General features: G+C 68.9%; 19 protein-coding genes and 2 tRNA genes. 12 read left to right on the forward strand and 9 right to left on the reverse strand.

All coding sequences use genetic code 11. The features are described 5' to 3' along the window. Positions 1-314: 314 nt before the first annotated feature. From rpmI to CSC65_RS03345, 8 genes are all read left to right on the forward strand, one after another. Positions 315-512 (forward strand): 50S ribosomal protein L35, encoded by a 198-nt coding sequence (gene rpmI / locus CSC65_RS03310; protein ID WP_010342861.1) that lies wholly within the window; start codon positions 315-317, stop codon positions 510-512. Positions 513-525: 13 nt separating this feature from the next. After that, a complete protein-coding gene (gene rplT / locus CSC65_RS03315; protein ID WP_162408571.1) occupies positions 526-885 on the forward strand; it encodes a 50S ribosomal protein L20 in 360 nt (119 codons plus the stop codon). 103 nt (positions 886-988) lie between these two features. After that, on the forward strand, positions 989-2,014 hold the full coding sequence (gene pheS / locus CSC65_RS03320) for a phenylalanine--tRNA ligase subunit alpha (protein WP_162408572.1): 1,026 nt from the start codon (positions 989-991) through the stop codon (positions 2,012-2,014). 75 nt (positions 2,015-2,089) lie between these two features. Then, positions 2,090-4,519 carry a phenylalanine--tRNA ligase subunit beta gene (gene pheT, locus CSC65_RS03325; protein WP_162408573.1) on the forward strand — a complete coding sequence of 810 codons (2,430 nt, stop codon included), beginning with the start codon at positions 2,090-2,092 and terminating at the stop codon, positions 4,517-4,519. Between the two features lie 19 nt (positions 4,520-4,538). Further along, positions 4,539-4,844 (forward strand): integration host factor subunit alpha, encoded by a 306-nt coding sequence (locus tag CSC65_RS03330; protein WP_162408574.1) that lies wholly within the window; start codon positions 4,539-4,541, stop codon positions 4,842-4,844. Beyond that, positions 4,837-5,193 (forward strand): MerR family transcriptional regulator, encoded by a 357-nt coding sequence (locus CSC65_RS03335; RefSeq protein ID WP_028916088.1) that lies wholly within the window; start codon positions 4,837-4,839, stop codon positions 5,191-5,193. Before CSC65_RS03330 ends, CSC65_RS03335 begins: the two co-directional genes overlap by 8 nt. An 86-nt stretch (positions 5,194-5,279) precedes the next feature. After that, positions 5,280-5,356 (forward strand) — tRNA-Pro (locus tag CSC65_RS03340). A 162-nt stretch (positions 5,357-5,518) separates the two neighbouring features. Further along, positions 5,519-6,592, forward strand: a complete 1,074-nt coding sequence (locus CSC65_RS03345; protein WP_238390264.1) for a TraB/GumN family protein — start codon at positions 5,519-5,521, stop codon at positions 6,590-6,592. A gap of 124 nt (positions 6,593-6,716) precedes the next feature. Here the strand turns inward: CSC65_RS03345 and dxs are convergent, their stop codons facing one another. The 6 genes from dxs to CSC65_RS03375 form a co-directional block, all read right to left on the reverse strand. Continuing rightward, positions 6,717-8,651: a 1-deoxy-D-xylulose-5-phosphate synthase gene (gene dxs, locus CSC65_RS03350; protein WP_162408575.1), complete on the reverse strand. Its 1,935-nt coding sequence runs from the start codon at positions 8,649-8,651 to the stop codon at positions 6,717-6,719. A 178-nt stretch (positions 8,652-8,829) separates the two neighbouring features. Next, entirely contained in the window at positions 8,830-9,477 is a 648-nt protein-coding gene (locus tag CSC65_RS03355; protein ID WP_162408576.1) for an HNH endonuclease, read from the reverse strand. Between the two features lie 52 nt (positions 9,478-9,529). Beyond that, positions 9,530-10,006 (reverse strand): LEA/WHy family protein, encoded by a 477-nt coding sequence (locus CSC65_RS03360; protein WP_162408577.1) that lies wholly within the window; start codon positions 10,004-10,006, stop codon positions 9,530-9,532. A 49-nt stretch (positions 10,007-10,055) separates the two neighbouring features. Beyond that, positions 10,056-10,601: a lipocalin family protein gene (locus CSC65_RS03365; protein WP_162408578.1), complete on the reverse strand. Its 546-nt coding sequence runs from the start codon at positions 10,599-10,601 to the stop codon at positions 10,056-10,058. A gap of 87 nt (positions 10,602-10,688) precedes the next feature. Further along, the gene (locus CSC65_RS03370) at positions 10,689-10,901 is read right to left on the reverse strand and encodes a hypothetical protein (protein WP_162408579.1); all 213 of its coding nucleotides are present in this window, start codon (positions 10,899-10,901) and stop codon (positions 10,689-10,691) included. Between the two features lie 192 nt (positions 10,902-11,093). Further along, positions 11,094-11,169 (reverse strand) — tRNA-Phe (locus CSC65_RS03375). Positions 11,170-11,315: 146 nt separating this feature from the next. On the opposite strand from CSC65_RS03375, the gene CSC65_RS03380 reads away from it, so the two are divergent. Then, positions 11,316-11,801: a DUF6491 family protein gene (locus CSC65_RS03380; protein ID WP_162408580.1), complete on the forward strand. Its 486-nt coding sequence runs from the start codon at positions 11,316-11,318 to the stop codon at positions 11,799-11,801. A 69-nt stretch (positions 11,802-11,870) separates the two neighbouring features. Here the strand turns inward: CSC65_RS03380 and CSC65_RS03385 are convergent, their stop codons facing one another. From CSC65_RS03385 to ftsY, 3 genes are read right to left on the reverse strand one after another with little or no spacing between them, the layout of a single operon-like run. Then, the gene (locus CSC65_RS03385; RefSeq protein WP_162408581.1) at positions 11,871-12,143 is read right to left on the reverse strand and encodes an oxidative damage protection protein; all 273 of its coding nucleotides are present in this window, start codon (positions 12,141-12,143) and stop codon (positions 11,871-11,873) included. A 26-nt stretch (positions 12,144-12,169) separates the two neighbouring features. Next, positions 12,170-13,234, reverse strand: a complete 1,065-nt coding sequence (gene mutY / locus CSC65_RS03390) for an A/G-specific adenine glycosylase (RefSeq protein ID WP_162408582.1) — start codon at positions 13,232-13,234, stop codon at positions 12,170-12,172. A gap of 11 nt (positions 13,235-13,245) precedes the next feature. Next, complete coding sequence (gene ftsY / locus CSC65_RS03395) at positions 13,246-14,472, reverse strand: signal recognition particle-docking protein FtsY (RefSeq protein ID WP_162408955.1); 1,227 nt, start codon at positions 14,470-14,472, stop codon at positions 13,246-13,248. Positions 14,473-14,529: 57 nt separating this feature from the next. On the opposite strand from ftsY, the gene rsmD reads away from it, so the two are divergent. The 3 genes from rsmD to CSC65_RS03410 are packed head-to-tail and all read left to right on the forward strand — an operon-like array spanning position 14,530 to position 16,221. Then, positions 14,530-15,168, forward strand: coding sequence for a 16S rRNA (guanine(966)-N(2))-methyltransferase RsmD (rsmD, locus tag CSC65_RS03400; RefSeq protein ID WP_162408583.1), 639 nt, complete (start codon positions 14,530-14,532; stop codon positions 15,166-15,168). 13 nt (positions 15,169-15,181) lie between these two features. After that, positions 15,182-15,685 (forward strand): pantetheine-phosphate adenylyltransferase, encoded by a 504-nt coding sequence (coaD, locus tag CSC65_RS03405; protein ID WP_162408584.1) that lies wholly within the window; start codon positions 15,182-15,184, stop codon positions 15,683-15,685. A gap of 32 nt (positions 15,686-15,717) precedes the next feature. Continuing rightward, a complete protein-coding gene (locus CSC65_RS03410) occupies positions 15,718-16,221 on the forward strand; it encodes a hypothetical protein (protein ID WP_162408585.1) in 504 nt (167 codons plus the stop codon). Positions 16,222-16,231 lie beyond the last annotated feature (10 nt).

Here is a 16,231-nt window from a genome sequence, read left to right on the forward strand (position 1 = left end):
CGCGGCCGACAGGTGCCTGGCTGATTGCGTGGATGCGTGCCTGGCCCTTTGCTGGAACGGGCGACTGGCCCTTCTGGCCCGGTCCGCGACGGGAAGGGGTCGCCTCGCGGGCCATCGGAACCCCCTGAATTGCAAAGGAAACCTGCGCCGGGCATAATGCGCGGCTCCGGTTCGCCGGAGAGGGCTGGAAACAGCTTCAGGACCCGTCGGGTTTCCGTAAGGAATCAACGACTTACCGACCGGTGTGGGCAAGGATGGAAAGCGTGGCGAAGGCCACCGCCCGCGCCAGTGAGAGATCTGAAAAGGACATAGCAATGCCCAAGATCAAGACCAACCGGGCGGCGGCCAAGCGATTCCGCAAGACCGCCTCCGGCAAGTACAAGGCCGGCCACGCCAACCGTAGCCACATCCTCACCAAGAAAGCGACCAAGCGGAAGCGCAACCTGCGGCAGACGAACCACGTCCGCGCCGAGGATGCAGGCCGTCTGGACCGCATGCTTCCGTATCTCTGAGGAGGACTGACAAATGGCACGAGTTAAGCGTGGCGTCCAGGCGCGCCGCCGTCACAAGAAGGTCCTCAACCTCGCCAAGGGCTACTACAACGCCCGTCGCAAGGTTTTCCGCGTCGCCAAGCAGGCGGTCATCAAGGCGCAGCAGTACGCCTACATCGGCCGCAAGCAGAAGAAGCGCAATTTCCGCTCGCTGTGGATCACCCGCATCAACGCGGCTGCCCGCAGCAACGGCATGAGCTACAGCCGTTTCATGAATGGCCTGCTCAAGTCCGGGATCACCCTGGACCGCAAGGTGCTGGCGGATATCGCCGTGCACGACGCGGCCGGGTTTACGGCGCTGGCCGAGAAGGCCAAGAGCGCCCTGGCGGCCTGAGCCGCCTCTCCACCGTAATTGCTGCATACGGGCGGTTCACCGCCCGACACGTGGGGAAGGGCGCAAGTCCTTCCCCATTTGTTTTTCCAGAGACCGGAAATCCATGAGCGAAATCGAATCCCTGTCCGCGCGCGCACTGGCCGACATCGCCGCGGCGCGCGACCCCGACGCACTCGAGGGGCTGCGGGTCGGCCTGCTCGGCAAGCAGGGCAGCATCACCACGCAGCTCAAGCAGCTCGGTGCCCTGCCGGCCGAGGAGCGCAAGGCGGCGGGCGAGGCGATCAACCGCATTCGCGATGCCGTGGGCCAGGCGCTGGCCGAGCGCAAGGCGGTGCTGGAGGAAACCGCGCTCGATGCGCGCCTGGCCGGCGAATCGGTGGACGTGACCCTGCCCGGCCGCGATGCCGGACGCGGTGGCATCCATCCGGTCTCGCGCACGCTCGAGCGGATCGCGGAAATCTTCGGGCGGCTGGGCTACGAGCTGGCCGACGGTCCGGAAATCGAGGACGACTGGCACAACTTCGAGGCGCTGAATTTCCCGCCGCACCATCCGGCGCGGGCCATGCACGACACGTTCTACTTCCCGCCCGACGCGAGCGGGGTGGCGCGCCTGCTGCGCACCCATACCTCGGGCGTGCAGGTCCGTTACATGGACCAGGCCGTCGCCGACGGCAGCGGCCCGCCCTTGCGGATGATCGCCGCGGGCAAGGTCTACCGCAGCGACAGCGACCAGACCCACTCGCCGATGTTCCACCAGGTCGAGGGCCTGCTGATCGACGAGCACGCGACCTTCGCCGACCTCAAGGGGACGCTGGCCGAGTTCGTGCGCGCGTTCTTCGAGCGCGACTTCCAGATGCGGTTCCGCCCCAGCTATTTCCCGTTCGTCGAGCCGGGCGCCGAGGTCGACATCGCCTGGCAGCAGCCCGACGGCAGCGTGCGCTGGCTGGAGGTGCTCGGATGCGGCATGGTCCACCCGAACGTGCTGCGCAACTGCGGCATCGACCCGGAGCGCTACACCGGCTTCGCTTTCGGCCTGGGCGTGGAGCGGTTCGCCATGCTGCGCTACGGGGTGAACGACCTGCGCGCGTTCTTCGAGAACGACGTGCGCTTCCTGCGCCAGTTCGCCTAGGGCGACTACGCCGGACCGTCGCAACCCAACGACTTCAACGGCGGGCCAGGCCCGCACCATGGACCACGATCAACGATGAAATTCTCCGAAAACTGGCTGCGCAGCCATGTGCCGACCTCGGCCAACCGCGACGGGCTGGCCGCGACCCTGACCGCGATCGGCCTGGAGGTCGAAGAGGTCACCGCGCTCGGTGACGGCCTGGCCGGCGTGGTGGTCGCGCGGATCGTCGCGGCGGCCAAGCACCCGGAGGCCGATCGCCTGCAGGTCTGCCAGGTCGATATCGGAGATGGACAGCCGCTGCAGATTGTCTGCGGCGCCCCCAATGCGCGCGCCGGGCTGGTCGCGCCGCTGGCCATGGTCGGCTCCAGCGTGGGCGGCATCGCGATCAAGGCGGCGAAACTGCGCGGCGTCGAATCAAACGGAATGCTCTGCTCGGCGAAGGAGCTGGGCCTGGATGCCGATGCGTCCGGCCTGCTCGAGTTGCCGGCTGACGCACCGGCCGGTGCGTCGCTGGCGGACTACCTCGGCCTGCCCGACGCCAGTATCGAGATCAAGCTGACCCCCAATCGCGCGGACTGCTTCAGCATCCGCGGCATCGCCTATGACGTCGCCGCCGCGCTGGCCAGCGAAGTGGTGCCGCTGGACATCGCGCCGGTCCCCGCGCAGGACGCCTCGGCGATGGAAGTACTGCTGGAAGCGGGCGAGCGCGTGCCGCGCTTCGCGGGTCGGGTGGTCCGGGAAGTGGACGCCACCGTGCCCACGCCGGCGTGGATGGCCGAGCGGCTGCGTCGCTCCGGCGTGCGCCCGATCAGCTTCCTGGTCGACGTCACCCAGTACGTGATGCTGGAGCTCGGGCAGCCGATGCACGCCTTCGACCGCGACTCGCTCGAAGGTCCGGTCGTCGTGCGCCCGGCGCGCGCGGGCGAGCGGGTGAAGCTGCTCGACGGTCGCGAGGCCGAGCTGGACGCGGAGTTCCTGGTCGTCGCCGACAGCCGCGGCGGCCATGCGGAGCGCGCGGTCGCGCTGGGCGGGATCATGGGCGGGGAGGACACCAAGGTCACCGATGCCACCCGCAACGTATTCCTGGAGGCGGCGCACTGGATCCCTTCGGCGATCATCGGTCGCAGCCGCCGGCTCGGCCTGCACACCGACGCCGGCCACCGCTTCGAACGCGGCGTGGATCCCGAGCTGCCACGCGTGGCGGTCGAGTACGCCACGCGCCTGATCCTGGACATCGCCGGGGGCACGCCCGGGCCGCTGACCGAGGCCACCTTGGCGGACCACCTGCCGCGGACGGGCACCATCGGCCTGCGCCGCGCACGCGTGGCCCGTGTCCTCGGCATCGGTATCGCCGACGCCGAGATCGAACGCATCCTGCGCGCGCTGGGCATGCAGGTCGCTGCGGCCGGGGACGGCTGGCAGGTCACGCCGCCGAGCCGGCGCTTCGACATCGCCATCGAGGAAGACCTGATCGAGGAACTGGCCCGCATCCACGGCTACGACCGGATCCCGACCACCGTGCCGGGCGGGCCGGCGCGCATCGCCGCACCGAGCGAGACGCGACTGGCCGAAACCGACATCCGTCGCCAGCTGGTCGCGCGCGATTACCTGGAAGCGGTGAGCTTCGCTTTCGTCGAAGCTGATCTGCTGGAGGCGTGGCACAGCGCCGCGGCCACCGTGCCGCTGGCCAACCCGCTGAGCGCCGAACTGGCGGTGATGCGGCCGCGGTTGCTGCCTGGGCTGGTCGATGCGTTGGCGCGCAATGTTTCGCGACAGGCCGGTCGCGTGCGCCTGTTCGAGCTGGGGCGAACCTTCGCGGAAGCCGATCCGGCGCTGCGTGTTCCGGGCGTCCCGGCAGCGGCGCCGGTGGAGACCCGGCGGATCGCCGCCGTGGCCTGTGGCGACGCCGGTGCCGAGCAATGGGGGCACGCGGCGCGCCCGGTCGACTTCCATGACATGAAGGGCGACCTGGAATCGCTGGCCGCCGCGTCCGGGGCGACCCTGCAGTTCCGCCCTTCTTCGGAGGCCTTCGGCCACCCTGGACGCAGTGCGGACGTATACCGCACCGACGGCGACGCCAGCGAGGTCCGGCTGGGCTGGATCGGCCAGCTTCATCCGCGCCTGCAGAAGGCGCTCGACCTGGGCGTGGACGTGGTCGCCTTCGAACTGGACCTGGCGCCCCTCGAGCGGCGTGCCCTGCCGCGTGCCGAGGCGTTGTCGCGCTTCCCGCCCGTGCGTCGCGACCTGGCCTTTGTGGTCGGCGTCGACGTGCCCTGGGCGGCCTTGGCCGCCAGCGCCCGCGAGGCCGCCGGGCCGGTCCTGCGCGACCTGGTGCTGTTCGATCGATACCAGGGGGCAGGCGTGGAATCCGGTTGCAAGAGTCTGGCTATGGGCTTGATTTTGCAGGACAACGCGCGCACTCTGACCGACCAGGACGCGGATGCGCTGGTGGAGCGGGTGGTGGCCCGGCTGGGCCGCGACCACGCTGCCAGGATCCGCGGCTGAAACAGGGGATGTATCCAGGATGGCATTGACCAAGGCGGAGATGGCCGAGCGTCTGTTCGACGAAGTCGGCCTGAACAAGCGCGAGGCGAAGGAATTCGTCGACGCGTTCTTCGAGGTGTTGCGCGAGGCGCTGCAGGGCGGACGGCAGGTGAAATTGTCGGGCTTCGGCAACTTCGACCTGCGCCGCAAGAACCAGCGGCCCGGGCGCAACCCGAAGACCGGCGAGGAGATCCCGATCTCCGCGCGCACCGTGGTCACCTTCCGCCCCGGCCAGAAGCTGAAGGAGCGCGTGGAGGCTTACGCCGGAGCCGCGCCGCATGCTTGATCCCGGCAGCAACCGCGAGCTTCCGCCGATCCCGGCCAAGCGCTACTTCACCATTGGCGAGGTCAGCGAGCTGTGCGACGTGAAGCCGCACGTGCTGCGTTACTGGGAAACCGAGTTTCCGAGCCTGAGTCCGGTCAAGCGCCGCGGCAACCGCCGCTACTACCAGCGCCATGACGTGCTCATGGTGCGCCAGATCCGCGGCCTGCTTTACGAACAGGGCTATACGATCGGCGGCGCGCGCCTGCGCCTGGAAGGCGAGGGGGCAAAGCAGGAGTCCGCGCTGAGCAGCCAGATCGTGCGCCAGGTGCGCATGGAGCTGGAAGAAGTACTGCAGCTGCTCAGGCGCTGAGAATTCGTGGTTTCGCCATTGCGGCCTCGCCGCGGGCGGCGCCGAACCGGTATAATCGCCGGCCCGCCTAGGCGGGAAAGCTGCTTCGGGGTATAGCGCAGCCTGGTAGCGCACCAGTCTGGGGGACTGGTGGTCGTCGGTTCGAATCCGGCTACCCCGACCAATTCGTGTTGCGAAAGAGCCCGCCCAGTGCGGGCTTTTTCTTGCGCGCGCACCAGCGCGTCAAACGGTGCCTGAACAGGCGGCGCACGGCGGACGGGGCGGTGCTTCGCGCTCTGTCGCCGCTGCGTATGCTCGGCCGGTCGTTCACTACACGGATGCAGGCATGGCGGCGCGGATGATGGCGTTGTTGCTTTCCCTCGCCGGCGCCCTGCCGGCGATGGCGCAGGAGTCGGCCGCCGGTGCGACGCCGGTCGTGGACATGGATGCGGTCGTGGTCACCGGCGTGCAGCCTGGGCCCGGCATGTGGCGGGCCGTGCGGGATGGGCACGCCCTGTACATCCTCGGGACCCAGTCGCCCCTGCCGCGGGGCATAACCTGGCAAGCCAGCGAGACACGCGAAGTGCTCGCGCAGGCCGGTGCCGTGCTCGGGCCGCCGGGAGTGACGATCAACGCCGACATCGGCTTCTTCCGCGGCCTCACCCTGGCGCCGTCCGCCTTCAAGGCGATGAAGAATCCAGATGGGGAAACCCTCGACGAGGTGCTGCCTCCCGAGATCTACGCACGCTGGAGCGTGCTCAAGCAGCGCTATCTCGGCCGCGATCGCGGCGTGGAAAAGAAGCGCCCGCTGATCGCCGTCTACGAGCTGTACAAGGCGGCTCTCAAGGACAACGGCCTGCGCGAGGGCGGTGTGGTCGGGCCGGTCATCGACAAGGCGTTGAAGGAACGCGGACTGGAACGCACGCCTGCCTTGCTGGCGCTTAAGATCGACGACCCGCGCGAAGCGATCGCCGACTTCCGCAAGGAAGGACTCAAGCCCGAAGACCTGGCCTGCTTCAGCGGGACCCTGGACATCATCGAACGCGACCTGCCGCAGATCGTGGCGCGCGCCAATGCCTGGGCGGTGGGCGACCTGGATGCGCTGCGGACCATGCCCAGCGGTCGCGACCAGGTGCTGGCATGCCTGTCGGCCTGGACCCGGACCGAGACCGCGCGCAAGCGCGGGCTGGTCGATATCGACGCACGCATCCGCGACAGCTGGCTGGCGACGGTGGACGCGACGGTGGCCGCGCATCCGGTGTCCTTCGCCACGATGTCGATCGACGAGCTGCTGCGCGACGGGGGCTACCTCGCGGAACTGCAACGGCGCGGCTACCGCGTCGAGGCGCCGGACGAGTACGAGGACGACGAGCCAGCGGACGCGCCGCCGGCCGATGCGATTGCGCCATCGCCCCTGTAGAGCGTGCACCATTGCCCCCTTTGCGGAGCGGGGCTTGCCGCACAGCTCTCTTGCTGGAATCCAGGCGCTTGGTGGTTTGATGGCGAAGCAACCGGGCAAGCCCGGCTCCACAAGGCGTGGTTGCTCAGCCGCCGGCGGCGCGCGGCAGGCCGCTTTCCGTTTCCGCCAGCTGCGGCCAGCGCTTGAGCACGGCGGCGCGGATGCCGGCCGCGTCGATGCCGGCTTCGCCCAGCAGGTCCTCGCGGCTGGCATGGTGCTGGAACGCGTCTGGCAGGCCCAGGTGCAGCAGCGGCAGCAACACCGCTTCGGCGTTGAGCAGTTCGGACACCGCTGAACCGGCACCGCCGGCAACCACGTTGTCCTCGATGGTGACGAAGCCTTCGTGGCTCTTCGCCAGTTCCAGAACCAGCGCGCGATCCAGCGGTTTGACGAAGCGCATGTTGACCACGGTCAGGCCGAGCTCGGCGCCGACCTGTTCGGCGGCCGGCACGGTCGCGCCGAAGGCGAGCAGGGCGATGCGGCTACCGTTGCGGCGCAGCTGCGCCTTGCCGATCGGCAGCGTCTCCAGGCTGTCGTCGATGGCCGCGCCGGGGCCTGTGCCGCGCGGATAGCGCACCGCGGCCGGGCCTTCATGGCGGAGGCCGGTGCTCAGCATCTGCCGGCACTCGTTCTCGTCGGCCGGGGCCATGAGCACCATGTGCGGCACGCAGCGCAGGAAGCTCAGGTCCAGGTTGCCCGCATGGGTGGCGCCATCGGGACCGACCACGCCACCGCGATCGACCGCGAACAGGACGTCGAGTTTCTGCGTGGCCACGTCGTGCACCAGCTGGTCGTAGCCGCGCTGCAGGAAGGTCGAATAGATCGCGACCACCGGCTTGGCGCCCTGGGTGGCCATGCCGGCGGCCAGGGTCACCGCATGCTGTTCGGCGATCGCCACGTCGAAGTAGCGCTGCGGATATTCCTTGCTGAAGCGCACCAGCCCCGAGCCCTCGCGCATGGCCGGAGTGATCGCAAGCAGGCGTGGCTCGGCGGCGGCCATGTCGCACAGCCAGTCGCCGAACACATCGGTATAGGTCGGCTTCTTGGCCCCGGCCTTGGCGACCAGGCCCTTGGCCGGATCGAACGGACCGACGGCGTGGTATCCGATCTGGTCGCCTTCGGCCAGCTCGTAGCCCTTGCCCTTGGTGGTGATCACGTGCAGCAGCTGCGGGCCCTTGAGGGTCTTGAGCGTCTTCAGTGCGTTGACCAGGGCGGGCAGGTCGTGGCCGTCGATCGGACCGGTGTAGTGGAAGCCCATTTCCTCGAACAGGGTGGACGGCACGAACATGCCCTTCCAGTGTTCTTCCCACCGGCGCACGAAGCGCGCCGGCGGCTTCTTCTTGTCGCCCAACAGCTTCTTGCCGCCTTCGCGCAGCTTGTTCAGCGTGGCGCTGCCGGTCAGCCGGCCGAGCATCTTGGTCACCCCTCCGACCGCTTCGGAAATCGACATCCGGTTGTCGTTGAGGATCACCAGCAGGTTCGGCTCGTCGTCCATGCCGCCGGCGTGGTTCAGGGCCTCGTACGCCATGCCGGCGGTCATCGCGCCATCGCCGATCACCGCCACGACCTTGGGCGCGTCCGCCTTGGCGTCGTCGCCGGTCTGCCGTTGCAGGGCGATGGCCATGCCCAGCGCCGCGGAGATCGAGGTCGAGGAATGGCCGACGCCGAAGGTGTCGTACTCGCTTTCCTCGCGCTTGGGGAACGGCGCCACGCCGTCCTTCTGCTTGACCGTGTGGATGCGGTCGCGGCGGCCGGTGAGGATCTTGTGGGGATAGGTCTGGTGGCCCACGTCCCAGACCAGCTGGTCGACGGGGGTCTCGTAGAGCCAGTGCAGGGCCACGGTCAGCTCGACCACGCCCAGGCCAGCGCCGAAGTGCCCGCCGCTGCGACCCACCGACTCGATCAGGTAGGCGCGCAGTTCCTCGGCGATGGCCGGCAGTTCGGCCTCGTCGAACCGGCGCAGGTCGGCTGGCGAATCGATGCGAGACAGGCGCGGATAACGGACGGGGTCGATGCTCATCGGGACTGGCGCGATACGGGTCGCCATTTTCCTCCCCGGGGGCGTGACGGAGCAAGCAAGGTCGTTCAGGCGCGCGCCGGAGCCTTCCCGGCAAGGACGCGTTGCCCGCCGGAATCGGCGGCTGCGGCCAGCGTCCTCCGTCCGCGGTGTCCGCGGGACCGGTCTGTGGGCGGCGGAATCAGGCGGACAGCTTGGAGCGCTTGGGCAGCTGCGACCGCAGGAACGCCATCTGGTCGGCCAGGATGTTGCGGTTGGACAGGATCAGGTGCTCGATCCAGCTGGGCCGGTAAGGCACGGCCAGCAGCGGCATGTGCGCCTGCTGGGGGGTGCGATTGCCCTTGCGAGAGTTGCAGTGGAAGCAGGCGCTGACCACGTTTTCCCAGGCATCACGGCCGCCCTTGGAGAGCGGCATGACGTGGTCGCGGGTCAGGTGTGGCCGGGCGAACTGTTCGCCGCAGTACAGGCACAGGTGGGCGTCGCGGGCGAACAACGCGGTGTTGGACAGGCTGGGGGTGGGGTCCAGGGCGCGTGCATGGGCATGCCCGCGGGTGGCGACGATCGGATGCAGTTCGATCAGGCTGCGCGCGCCGGTCATCCGGCAAATGCCGCCGCGCACGCGCAGACAGGGGTCGCCGAGGGTCCACGCGATGGCATCGCGTGCGTAGAGGCAGGTTGCGTCCTGCCAGCCGATCCAGTCCATCGCGCGACCGTGCGCGTCCAACGACAGGACCCTTACCGCAGGTGCATGCTCCCGCGGGGGTGGGGCGGCGACCGGGGCGTTCGCTCCGGCGCAGACCAGACCTAGCGTTGCTGTGTCCGTCTCCATCGGGATAACAGCTTATACCCGAATGTTGACGAGATGTGTATGTCGTGCTGCATCAGCGCAGCACGCCTTCCAGCCCGGGCGCCGGATTGAGCGAGCTGCGGTCATCGACCTGGAACTCGCGCGGCTTGCTGGCCTCTTCAGGGGTGGCGTTGACCGTGCCTTCGAGGCGGTAGGCGATCGACCTGCGGCTGGCCAGCGCATCGGCTACTGCGATGCGGGCCATGCCATCGGGCTTCATCGAGACCCTGACCACGTCGGCCGACGTGGGCCCGATCGAAATGGCCGGCGAGGCCTGGAGGACGCCGGCGCCATGTTCGTCCACGCTGACCTGAAGGCGCACCGCATCGAACCGCATCGAGACGCTGCTGAAGTTGTGCAGGCGCAGGTCCACCGCCCAGTCGCCGTTGGCCTGCACGGTCAACTGCTGGATTGCAGCCGACGGCGGCGACACGCGGCGCGTGTTGCCACTGCACGACACCAGCACGAACAGCGCGAACGTGGCCATCGACAGCTTCAGGATGGACTTCATGCGGACTCCGGATATGCGACTGGGCAGGATAGTACGCTGCGACACACGGTCAACGCAGTGGCGCAGCCACTACCAGCGGTGCCAGGTCGTAGCCCATCGCCTCGGCCTTGGTCTTCAGGCGGGAGAACAGTTCGGCGTCCATCGAAGGTTCGCGCGAGAGGATCCACAGGTACTCGCGATCCGGATCGCCGACAACCGCCCACTGGTAGTCAGGGTCCAGCGCGATCACCCAGTAGTCGGCCCATACCAGCGGCAGCCAGGACAGCCAGCCCGGGACAAAGCGCACCTGAAGCCGGCCCGGGTGGCCTTCCACGGTGCGGGCGACGCCTTCCGCGATCGCCTGGTCGCCATCGCGCGTGCGGCAGGTGTTGCGGACATTGATCGTGCCGTCGGCGCGAAGCGCATAGGCGGCGGTGATGTCGCCGGCGCATCGACGCTGGAACGACACCGGGAGGTGCGCGATCTCATACCAGTGGCCGGCGTAGCGCGTCAGTTCCAGCTCGGGTACCGAAGCCACAGGCGATGCGGCCGAGGCCGGCAGGATCGAGGATGACAGGGCGATGCAGGTCAGGAGCAGCGTCGGAAGGGCGCGCATGGTGCCTCCATGGGACGGCGCGCCGATCCTAGCATCGGGCCTGTTAGGGCAAGTGTCGCGGCCGTGGGGCCAGGCAGGCGGGAAGCGCTAGCGGAACGCGCCGGGTGCCCGAGGTGGCGGGCCCGGGCGACAGACTTCCACCCGTCCCGGCAAACCGTTGCGCAGTGCGCTGGCATCGGCCAAGGTCTGGGCCAGTTCGAGTGCCGCCGCGATCGAGTGGTACCAGGCCAAGGGCCGCCCGCCATCGAGCAGGGTGCAGCCACGGGGGTCCTTGCGGACGACGAGCAGGCGTTGCTCCATGGCAGGATCCCCGTTGGCTCCGGCGCGCGATCGGCCGGAAAGGGCTGCAGTCTGCGACGGGCCGCGGCCCGTGGAAATCGGGCCACACCCCCGCTCGGTGTAGGAAATCTCCGAACCGGGGGCAGGGATCGGGCCGATCCCACGGGCAAAACAAAAGGGCCTTGCGGCCCTTCGTGTGTACTCGCCGGAACATGGTGGCCGGGGAGGGAATCGAACCCCCGACACGGGGATTTTCAATCCCCTGCTCTACCAACTGAGCTACCCGGCCATGCGCGACTAGTGTCGCGGCGAGGGGCCGAATCATACCGGGGCCCTCGCGATCCGACAAGCCGCACATGTGCCATGTGGCCGGTTGAGGTTGCCGTGGGAATGGGCGCATGATCGGCCGGAGTCCACCCGAAGAAGGAAGAAGCCATGAAGAAGCTGCTTTCAGTAGTGGTATTGGCGATAGGGATGACCGTTGGCCTGGGTGGATGCAGCAGTACCCCCAGGGCCACCCCCGCTGAGCGGCTGGCGTTCTACGAGGCCCATGCCGGCGATCCGGTCCGCAGCTTCCGCATGTTCGGCCGGCTCAATGGCTGGACGCCACTGGGCAACAACGCGATGGTCGTTTGGACGAGGCCCAACGAGGCGTGGCTGCTGAACTTCAGCGGTCCGTGCCAGGACCTGCAGTTCGCCACCTCGATCACCATCTCGCACTTTTCCAACACGGTCACCGCGCGCTTTGACACGGTGACGCCGATCGGCCCCGGCATCAGCACCGTAGGACGCATCCCCTGCCGCATCGATACGATCCGGCCGATCGACACCCAGGCGCTCAACCAGAGCAGGGAAGAAATCCGCCAGGCCGAGAGCGCGGCGCGCCAAGACGCTCCGCCTGCCGAGCCACCGTCGAACTGACGGGCGGGCAGGCACTGCCGGCATGGCCTCAAGCGCCGTGCCGGCAGTCTCGTTCCCGATGGGATGCCGTCAGGATTCAGGCGGCACGTAGCCGGCAGGTTTCTGCGCGTCGCCGCCGAACAGGAATTTTTCCAGCTCTTCCTGCAGGAAGGCGCGGTGCTTGGGATCGCGCGGCGACAGGCGGTTCTCGTTGATCAGCATGGTCTGGTGCGCCAGCCAGGATGCCCAGGCCGGCTTGCCGACATGGGCAAGGATGCGCTGGCCGAGTTCGCCCGGCCAGGGCGCGAAATCCAGCCCTTCGGCGTCGCGTTGTTCGTACTGGCAGAAGACGGTACGGGACATGTTCCGTGGATCCTGGATGGGGTAGGTCAGGGCGCGTCGAGCAGCCGGCGGATGGGCGCTGGCAGGCCGAGCGCGCCCAGGTCGGCGCGCGCCACCCAGCGCTGCGCCTCATTGTCGCCGACCCGGGGCCGCGGGGCGACCCGGCGCAGGCGGCGCGGCTGCAAGTGCAAGCGGTAGTGGCTGAAAGTGTGGACGATCACAGGCAGCTCTTCGGCCGCGTCGTAATCGCCGTCCACCTCTCCTTCGAACCATTCGCGCAGCTGGGCTTCGGTATCGGCCTGGGGCAGCGTCCACAACGAGGCCCAGATGCCGGTCGGCGGACGTCGCTGCAGGAGCAGTTCGCCGTGTTCGTTCTCCAGGACCAGCGCCACCGCCTCGCGCTCGGGCAGGACCTTGCCGGGACGCGGCGTAGGCAGCGCCTGGACCAGCCCTTCGCGCAGCGCGACGCAGGTGCTTTCCAGCGGACAGGCGGCGCAGGCGGGCCTGGCGCGCGAGCACAGGGTGGCCCCGAAATCCATCTGGGCCTGGGTGTAGTCGGCCATGCGTCCGCTTGGCACTGCGGCCAGGTGTGCTTCGGCCAGCGCCCATAGCTGCTTTTCGACCGCTGGCGTGCCCGGCCAGCCGGCCACGCCATGCCAGCGCGCGAGTACGCGCTTCACGTTGCCGTCGAGGATCGCGAAACGATCGCCCCAGGCCTGGGCGAGGATCGCGCCGGCGGTGCTGCGGCCGATGCCAGGCAGCGCATGCAACGCGTCGAAATCGCGAGGCAGTCCGCCGTCGTGGTGCTCCATGCATTGTTTCGCGGCAGCGTGCAGGTTCCTGGCGCGGGCGTAGTAGCCCAGTCCCGCCCAGTGCGCCATCACCTCGTCGGTGGATGCGGCGGCCAGGTCGGGCAGGGTCGGGAAGCGGTCGACGAAGCGCAGGAAGTACGGAATGACCGTCGCGACCTGGGTCTGTTGCAGCATGATTTCCGACAGCCACACGCGGTACGGCGTGCGCGGTCGTTGCCAGGGCAAGTCGTGGCGTCCATGGCGTTCGAACCACGCCAGCAGCGGCGCGGCGAATGCGCCAGTCGTCTTCCGGGCAGCCACGGTCGTGGCGGTCAGGCGCCCAGCGCCTCGGGCAGCAGCGCGTCGACGAAGGCCTCCGGGTCGAACACGCGCAGGTCCTCGGGGCGTTCGCCGATGCCGGCGAAGCGGATCGGAATGCCGAACTCGCGGGCCAGGGCGAACACGACGCCGCCCTTGGCGGTGCCATCGAGCTTGGTCACCACCAGGCCGGTCACGCCGACGGCTGCATGGAACTGGCGAAGCTGGCTCAACGCGTTCTGGCCGGTGGTTCCGTCGATCACCATCAGGACTTCGTGCGGCGCTGCGGCGTCGAGCTTCTGCAGCACGCGCTTGATCTTGCCCAGCTCGTTCATCAGTCCGGTCTGCGTGTGCAGGCGGCCGGCGGTGTCGGCGATCAGGACCTCGGTGCCGCGCGCCTTCGCCGCCTGCAGGGCGTCGAAGGTGACCGAGGCGGCGTCCGCATTCTGGCCCTGTGCGATCACGGTCACGCCATTGCGCTCGCCCCAGACCTGCAACTGGGCCACGGCGGCGGCGCGGAAGGTATCGCCGGCGGCAAGGACCAGGCTGCGCCCCTCGTCCTTGAAACGCCGGGCGAGCTTGCCGATGGTGGTGGTCTTGCCGACGCCGTTGACGCCCACGGTCAGCAGTACGAAAGGCCTGGCGTCGCGGTCGATCTGCAGCGGTTTCGCCACCGGCTGCAGCAGTGCGACCAGCTCGGCGCGCAATGCGGCCAGCAGGCCGCGGGCGTCGGCGAACTCGCGCGCCTTCATCCGCTTGCGCAGGCCTTCCACCAGTGCAGTGGTGGCGGCGACGCCGACATCGGCGGTGAGCAGGGCGGTCTCGATCTCGTCGAGAAGGTCGTCGTCCAGCTGTGGATTGCGCGAGAACAGGCCGCCCAGGCTGCGGGCGAAACCGCTGCTGCGCAGGCGTTCGCGCCAGCCCGGCTTGCCGGGGGCTGCGGCCGGCTGGACCAGGGTTTCCGCGTCGGCCACGGTGCCCGTGTCGGGGCCGACTACGATCGCGATTTCCCCGTCTGCCGGCGATTGCCCGACGACCGCCGGATCGACCACAACCGGTCCGACCACAACGGGCTCGACTGCGGCCAGTTCGACCAGCGTCGCGCCGGCTGCGGCATCGACGCCGTCCGCGGGTGCCGTGCCGGGTGCCTGCGGGAACGCGGCGGCCAGCTCTTCGGCGCTGTAGCGGCTGGCGGGGGCAGGGGCGTCCTGCGGCTTCTTGCGGCGGAAGAAACTGACCATTGACTGCGAATGTCGGAGAATGCGCGCCATGCTAGCACCGCGTCCCACTGCCACCCGATGAACAGGCCGCCGCGTCCGCGCTCCGCCACGACCGCGCGCATAGCCGGCAACGTGCGCATCGTCGGCGGCCGCTGGCGGGGGACCCGCCTGCCGGTGCCGGACATCGAGGGGCTGAGGCCAACCTCCGACCGGGTCCGCGAGACGCTGTTCAACTGGCTGCAGCCGGTGCTGGCCGGAAGCCGCGTCCTCGACCTGTTCGCAGGCAGCGGCGCGCTCGGCCTGGAGGCGGTGTCGCGCGGCGCAGCCAGCGCGGTGCTGGTTGAGCGGGATCCGGCACAGGTGGCGGGGTTGCGGGCCGCGGTCGACCGGCTGCAGGCGGGTGCGCAGGTACAGGTGGTGCAGGACGATGCATTGCGCTGGCTGGCCGGACAGGAGCCGGCGGACGTGTTCGACCTCGCCTTCATCGACCCGCCGTTCGCCGCCGGGCTCTGGCACGGCGCGCTGCAGGCATCGGTGGCGCGCCTTGCGCCGGATGGATGGTTGTATCTGGAGTCGCCCTCCGACCAGGTTCCCGAGATCCCGGCGGGCTGGACGCTGCATCGCGAGCTGCGCACCGCACAGGCGCGCGCGGCGCTCTATCGTGGCCCCGGACAAGGACGCGCTGATACACTCCCTGCCGCCGATCCGGCGCCCTGAACGACACCGTCCCGTGGTCCAACGCCGTACTGCCGTCTATCCCGGCACCTTCGACCCGATCACCAACGGCCATATCGACCTGGTCGCGCGGGCCGCGCCGTTGTTCGAGAAGGTGATCGTAGGCGTGGCCACCAGCCAGGCGAAGGGCCCGACCCTGTCGCTGGAGCTGCGCGTCCGCCTGGCCCGTGAAGCCCTGGCCGGGCACGCCAACGTCGAGGTCATGGGCTTCGATTCGCTGCTGGCACATTTCGTCCGCGACGTCGGCGCCGGCGTCCTGCTGCGCGGCCTGCGCGCGGTGTCGGACTTCGAATACGAATTCCAGATGGCGAGCATGAACCGCCACCTGATCCCGGAGGTCGAAACCCTGTTCCTGACCCCGGCCGAACAGTACAGCTTCATTTCCTCTTCGCTGGTGCGCGAGATCGCCCGCCTGGGAGGCGACGTCTCGGGCTTCGTGACACCGGCGGTGGCCGCTGCGTTGCAGGAAGCCAGGCTCAATGGTGCGGTTTCCGAGTGATGCTCAATTTCCAGAACGAAGGGAGGTTCCTGATGAACAAGACGACGCGCGCGCTCCTGCTCGCCTGCATGCTGGTTTCGCCGCTGCTGCTGACGGCCTGCAAGAAGGAGGCGGCGGTGGGCAACGAGGCTGCCGCGGCCAAGGTCCTGACCGCGCCGGCCAAGGATGACGATGCGGGCTGGAAGGCGTACCTGCCGGCGGTGGTCCAGGAAAACATGGGCACCATCACCAACAATCCGTTCCTGTACTACCTGCCGCCGGAGTCCGATCCGGAGTTCGCGGCCAAGTACGAGCGGCAGGTGGAGTCGGCCAAGACCGCGATGGCCCGCGGCGTCCAGAAGGGCAACCTGCTGGCCTTCGGTTCGCCGGCTTCGGCCAAGATGGCCGACCTGATGCAGGTCGCCTTCGCCGACGTCCCGGCCGACACGCTGAAGGGCGTGCGCATCCTGTTCATCGGCGAGGCCGTCGACAACGAGCGCGTGCAGGCGGCGCTGGCGCCGACCGGCGCCGAATACGTCTTCGTCGAAGCCAAGTAAGAGGATCGTG

Origin of the sequence: Pseudoxanthomonas daejeonensis (genome assembly GCF_010093205.1) — a bacterium.
Taxonomy (GTDB): domain Bacteria; phylum Pseudomonadota; class Gammaproteobacteria; order Xanthomonadales; family Xanthomonadaceae; genus Pseudoxanthomonas; species Pseudoxanthomonas daejeonensis.

What these genes read in the sequence shown, in the direction of transcription:
- pheS (WP_162408572.1), top strand. Translation starts at nt 989, where the DNA reads ATGAGCGAAATCGAATCCCTGTCCGCGCGCGCACTGGCCGACATCGCC.
- CSC65_RS03365 (WP_162408578.1), bottom strand. Translation starts at nt 10,601, where the DNA reads ATGCGCGCCCTTCCGACGCTGCTCCTGACCTGCATCGCCCTGTCATCC.
- CSC65_RS03335 (WP_028916088.1), top strand. Translation starts at nt 4,837, where the DNA reads ATGCTTGATCCCGGCAGCAACCGCGAGCTTCCGCCGATCCCGGCCAAG.
- CSC65_RS03380 (WP_162408580.1), top strand. Translation starts at nt 11,316, where the DNA reads ATGAAGAAGCTGCTTTCAGTAGTGGTATTGGCGATAGGGATGACCGTT.
- rplT (WP_162408571.1), top strand. Translation starts at nt 526, where the DNA reads ATGGCACGAGTTAAGCGTGGCGTCCAGGCGCGCCGCCGTCACAAGAAG.
- CSC65_RS03355 (WP_162408576.1), bottom strand. Translation starts at nt 9,477, where the DNA reads ATGGAGACGGACACAGCAACGCTAGGTCTGGTCTGCGCCGGAGCGAAC.
- CSC65_RS03370 (WP_162408579.1), bottom strand. Translation starts at nt 10,901, where the DNA reads ATGGAGCAACGCCTGCTCGTCGTCCGCAAGGACCCCCGTGGCTGCACC.
- rsmD (WP_162408583.1), top strand. Translation starts at nt 14,530, where the DNA reads ATGAACAGGCCGCCGCGTCCGCGCTCCGCCACGACCGCGCGCATAGCC.
- CSC65_RS03345 (WP_238390264.1), top strand. Translation starts at nt 5,519, where the DNA reads ATGGCGGCGCGGATGATGGCGTTGTTGCTTTCCCTCGCCGGCGCCCTG.
- CSC65_RS03330 (WP_162408574.1), top strand. Translation starts at nt 4,539, where the DNA reads ATGGCATTGACCAAGGCGGAGATGGCCGAGCGTCTGTTCGACGAAGTC.
- dxs (WP_162408575.1), bottom strand. Translation starts at nt 8,651, where the DNA reads ATGAGCATCGACCCCGTCCGTTATCCGCGCCTGTCTCGCATCGATTCG.
- CSC65_RS03410 (WP_162408585.1), top strand. Translation starts at nt 15,718, where the DNA reads ATGAACAAGACGACGCGCGCGCTCCTGCTCGCCTGCATGCTGGTTTCG.
- CSC65_RS03360 (WP_162408577.1), bottom strand. Translation starts at nt 10,006, where the DNA reads ATGAAGTCCATCCTGAAGCTGTCGATGGCCACGTTCGCGCTGTTCGTG.
- pheT (WP_162408573.1), top strand. Translation starts at nt 2,090, where the DNA reads ATGAAATTCTCCGAAAACTGGCTGCGCAGCCATGTGCCGACCTCGGCC.
- CSC65_RS03385 (WP_162408581.1), bottom strand. Translation starts at nt 12,143, where the DNA reads ATGTCCCGTACCGTCTTCTGCCAGTACGAACAACGCGACGCCGAAGGG.
- ftsY (WP_162408955.1), bottom strand. Translation starts at nt 14,472, where the DNA reads ATGGTCAGTTTCTTCCGCCGCAAGAAGCCGCAGGACGCCCCTGCCCCC.
- rpmI (WP_010342861.1), top strand. Translation starts at nt 315, where the DNA reads ATGCCCAAGATCAAGACCAACCGGGCGGCGGCCAAGCGATTCCGCAAG.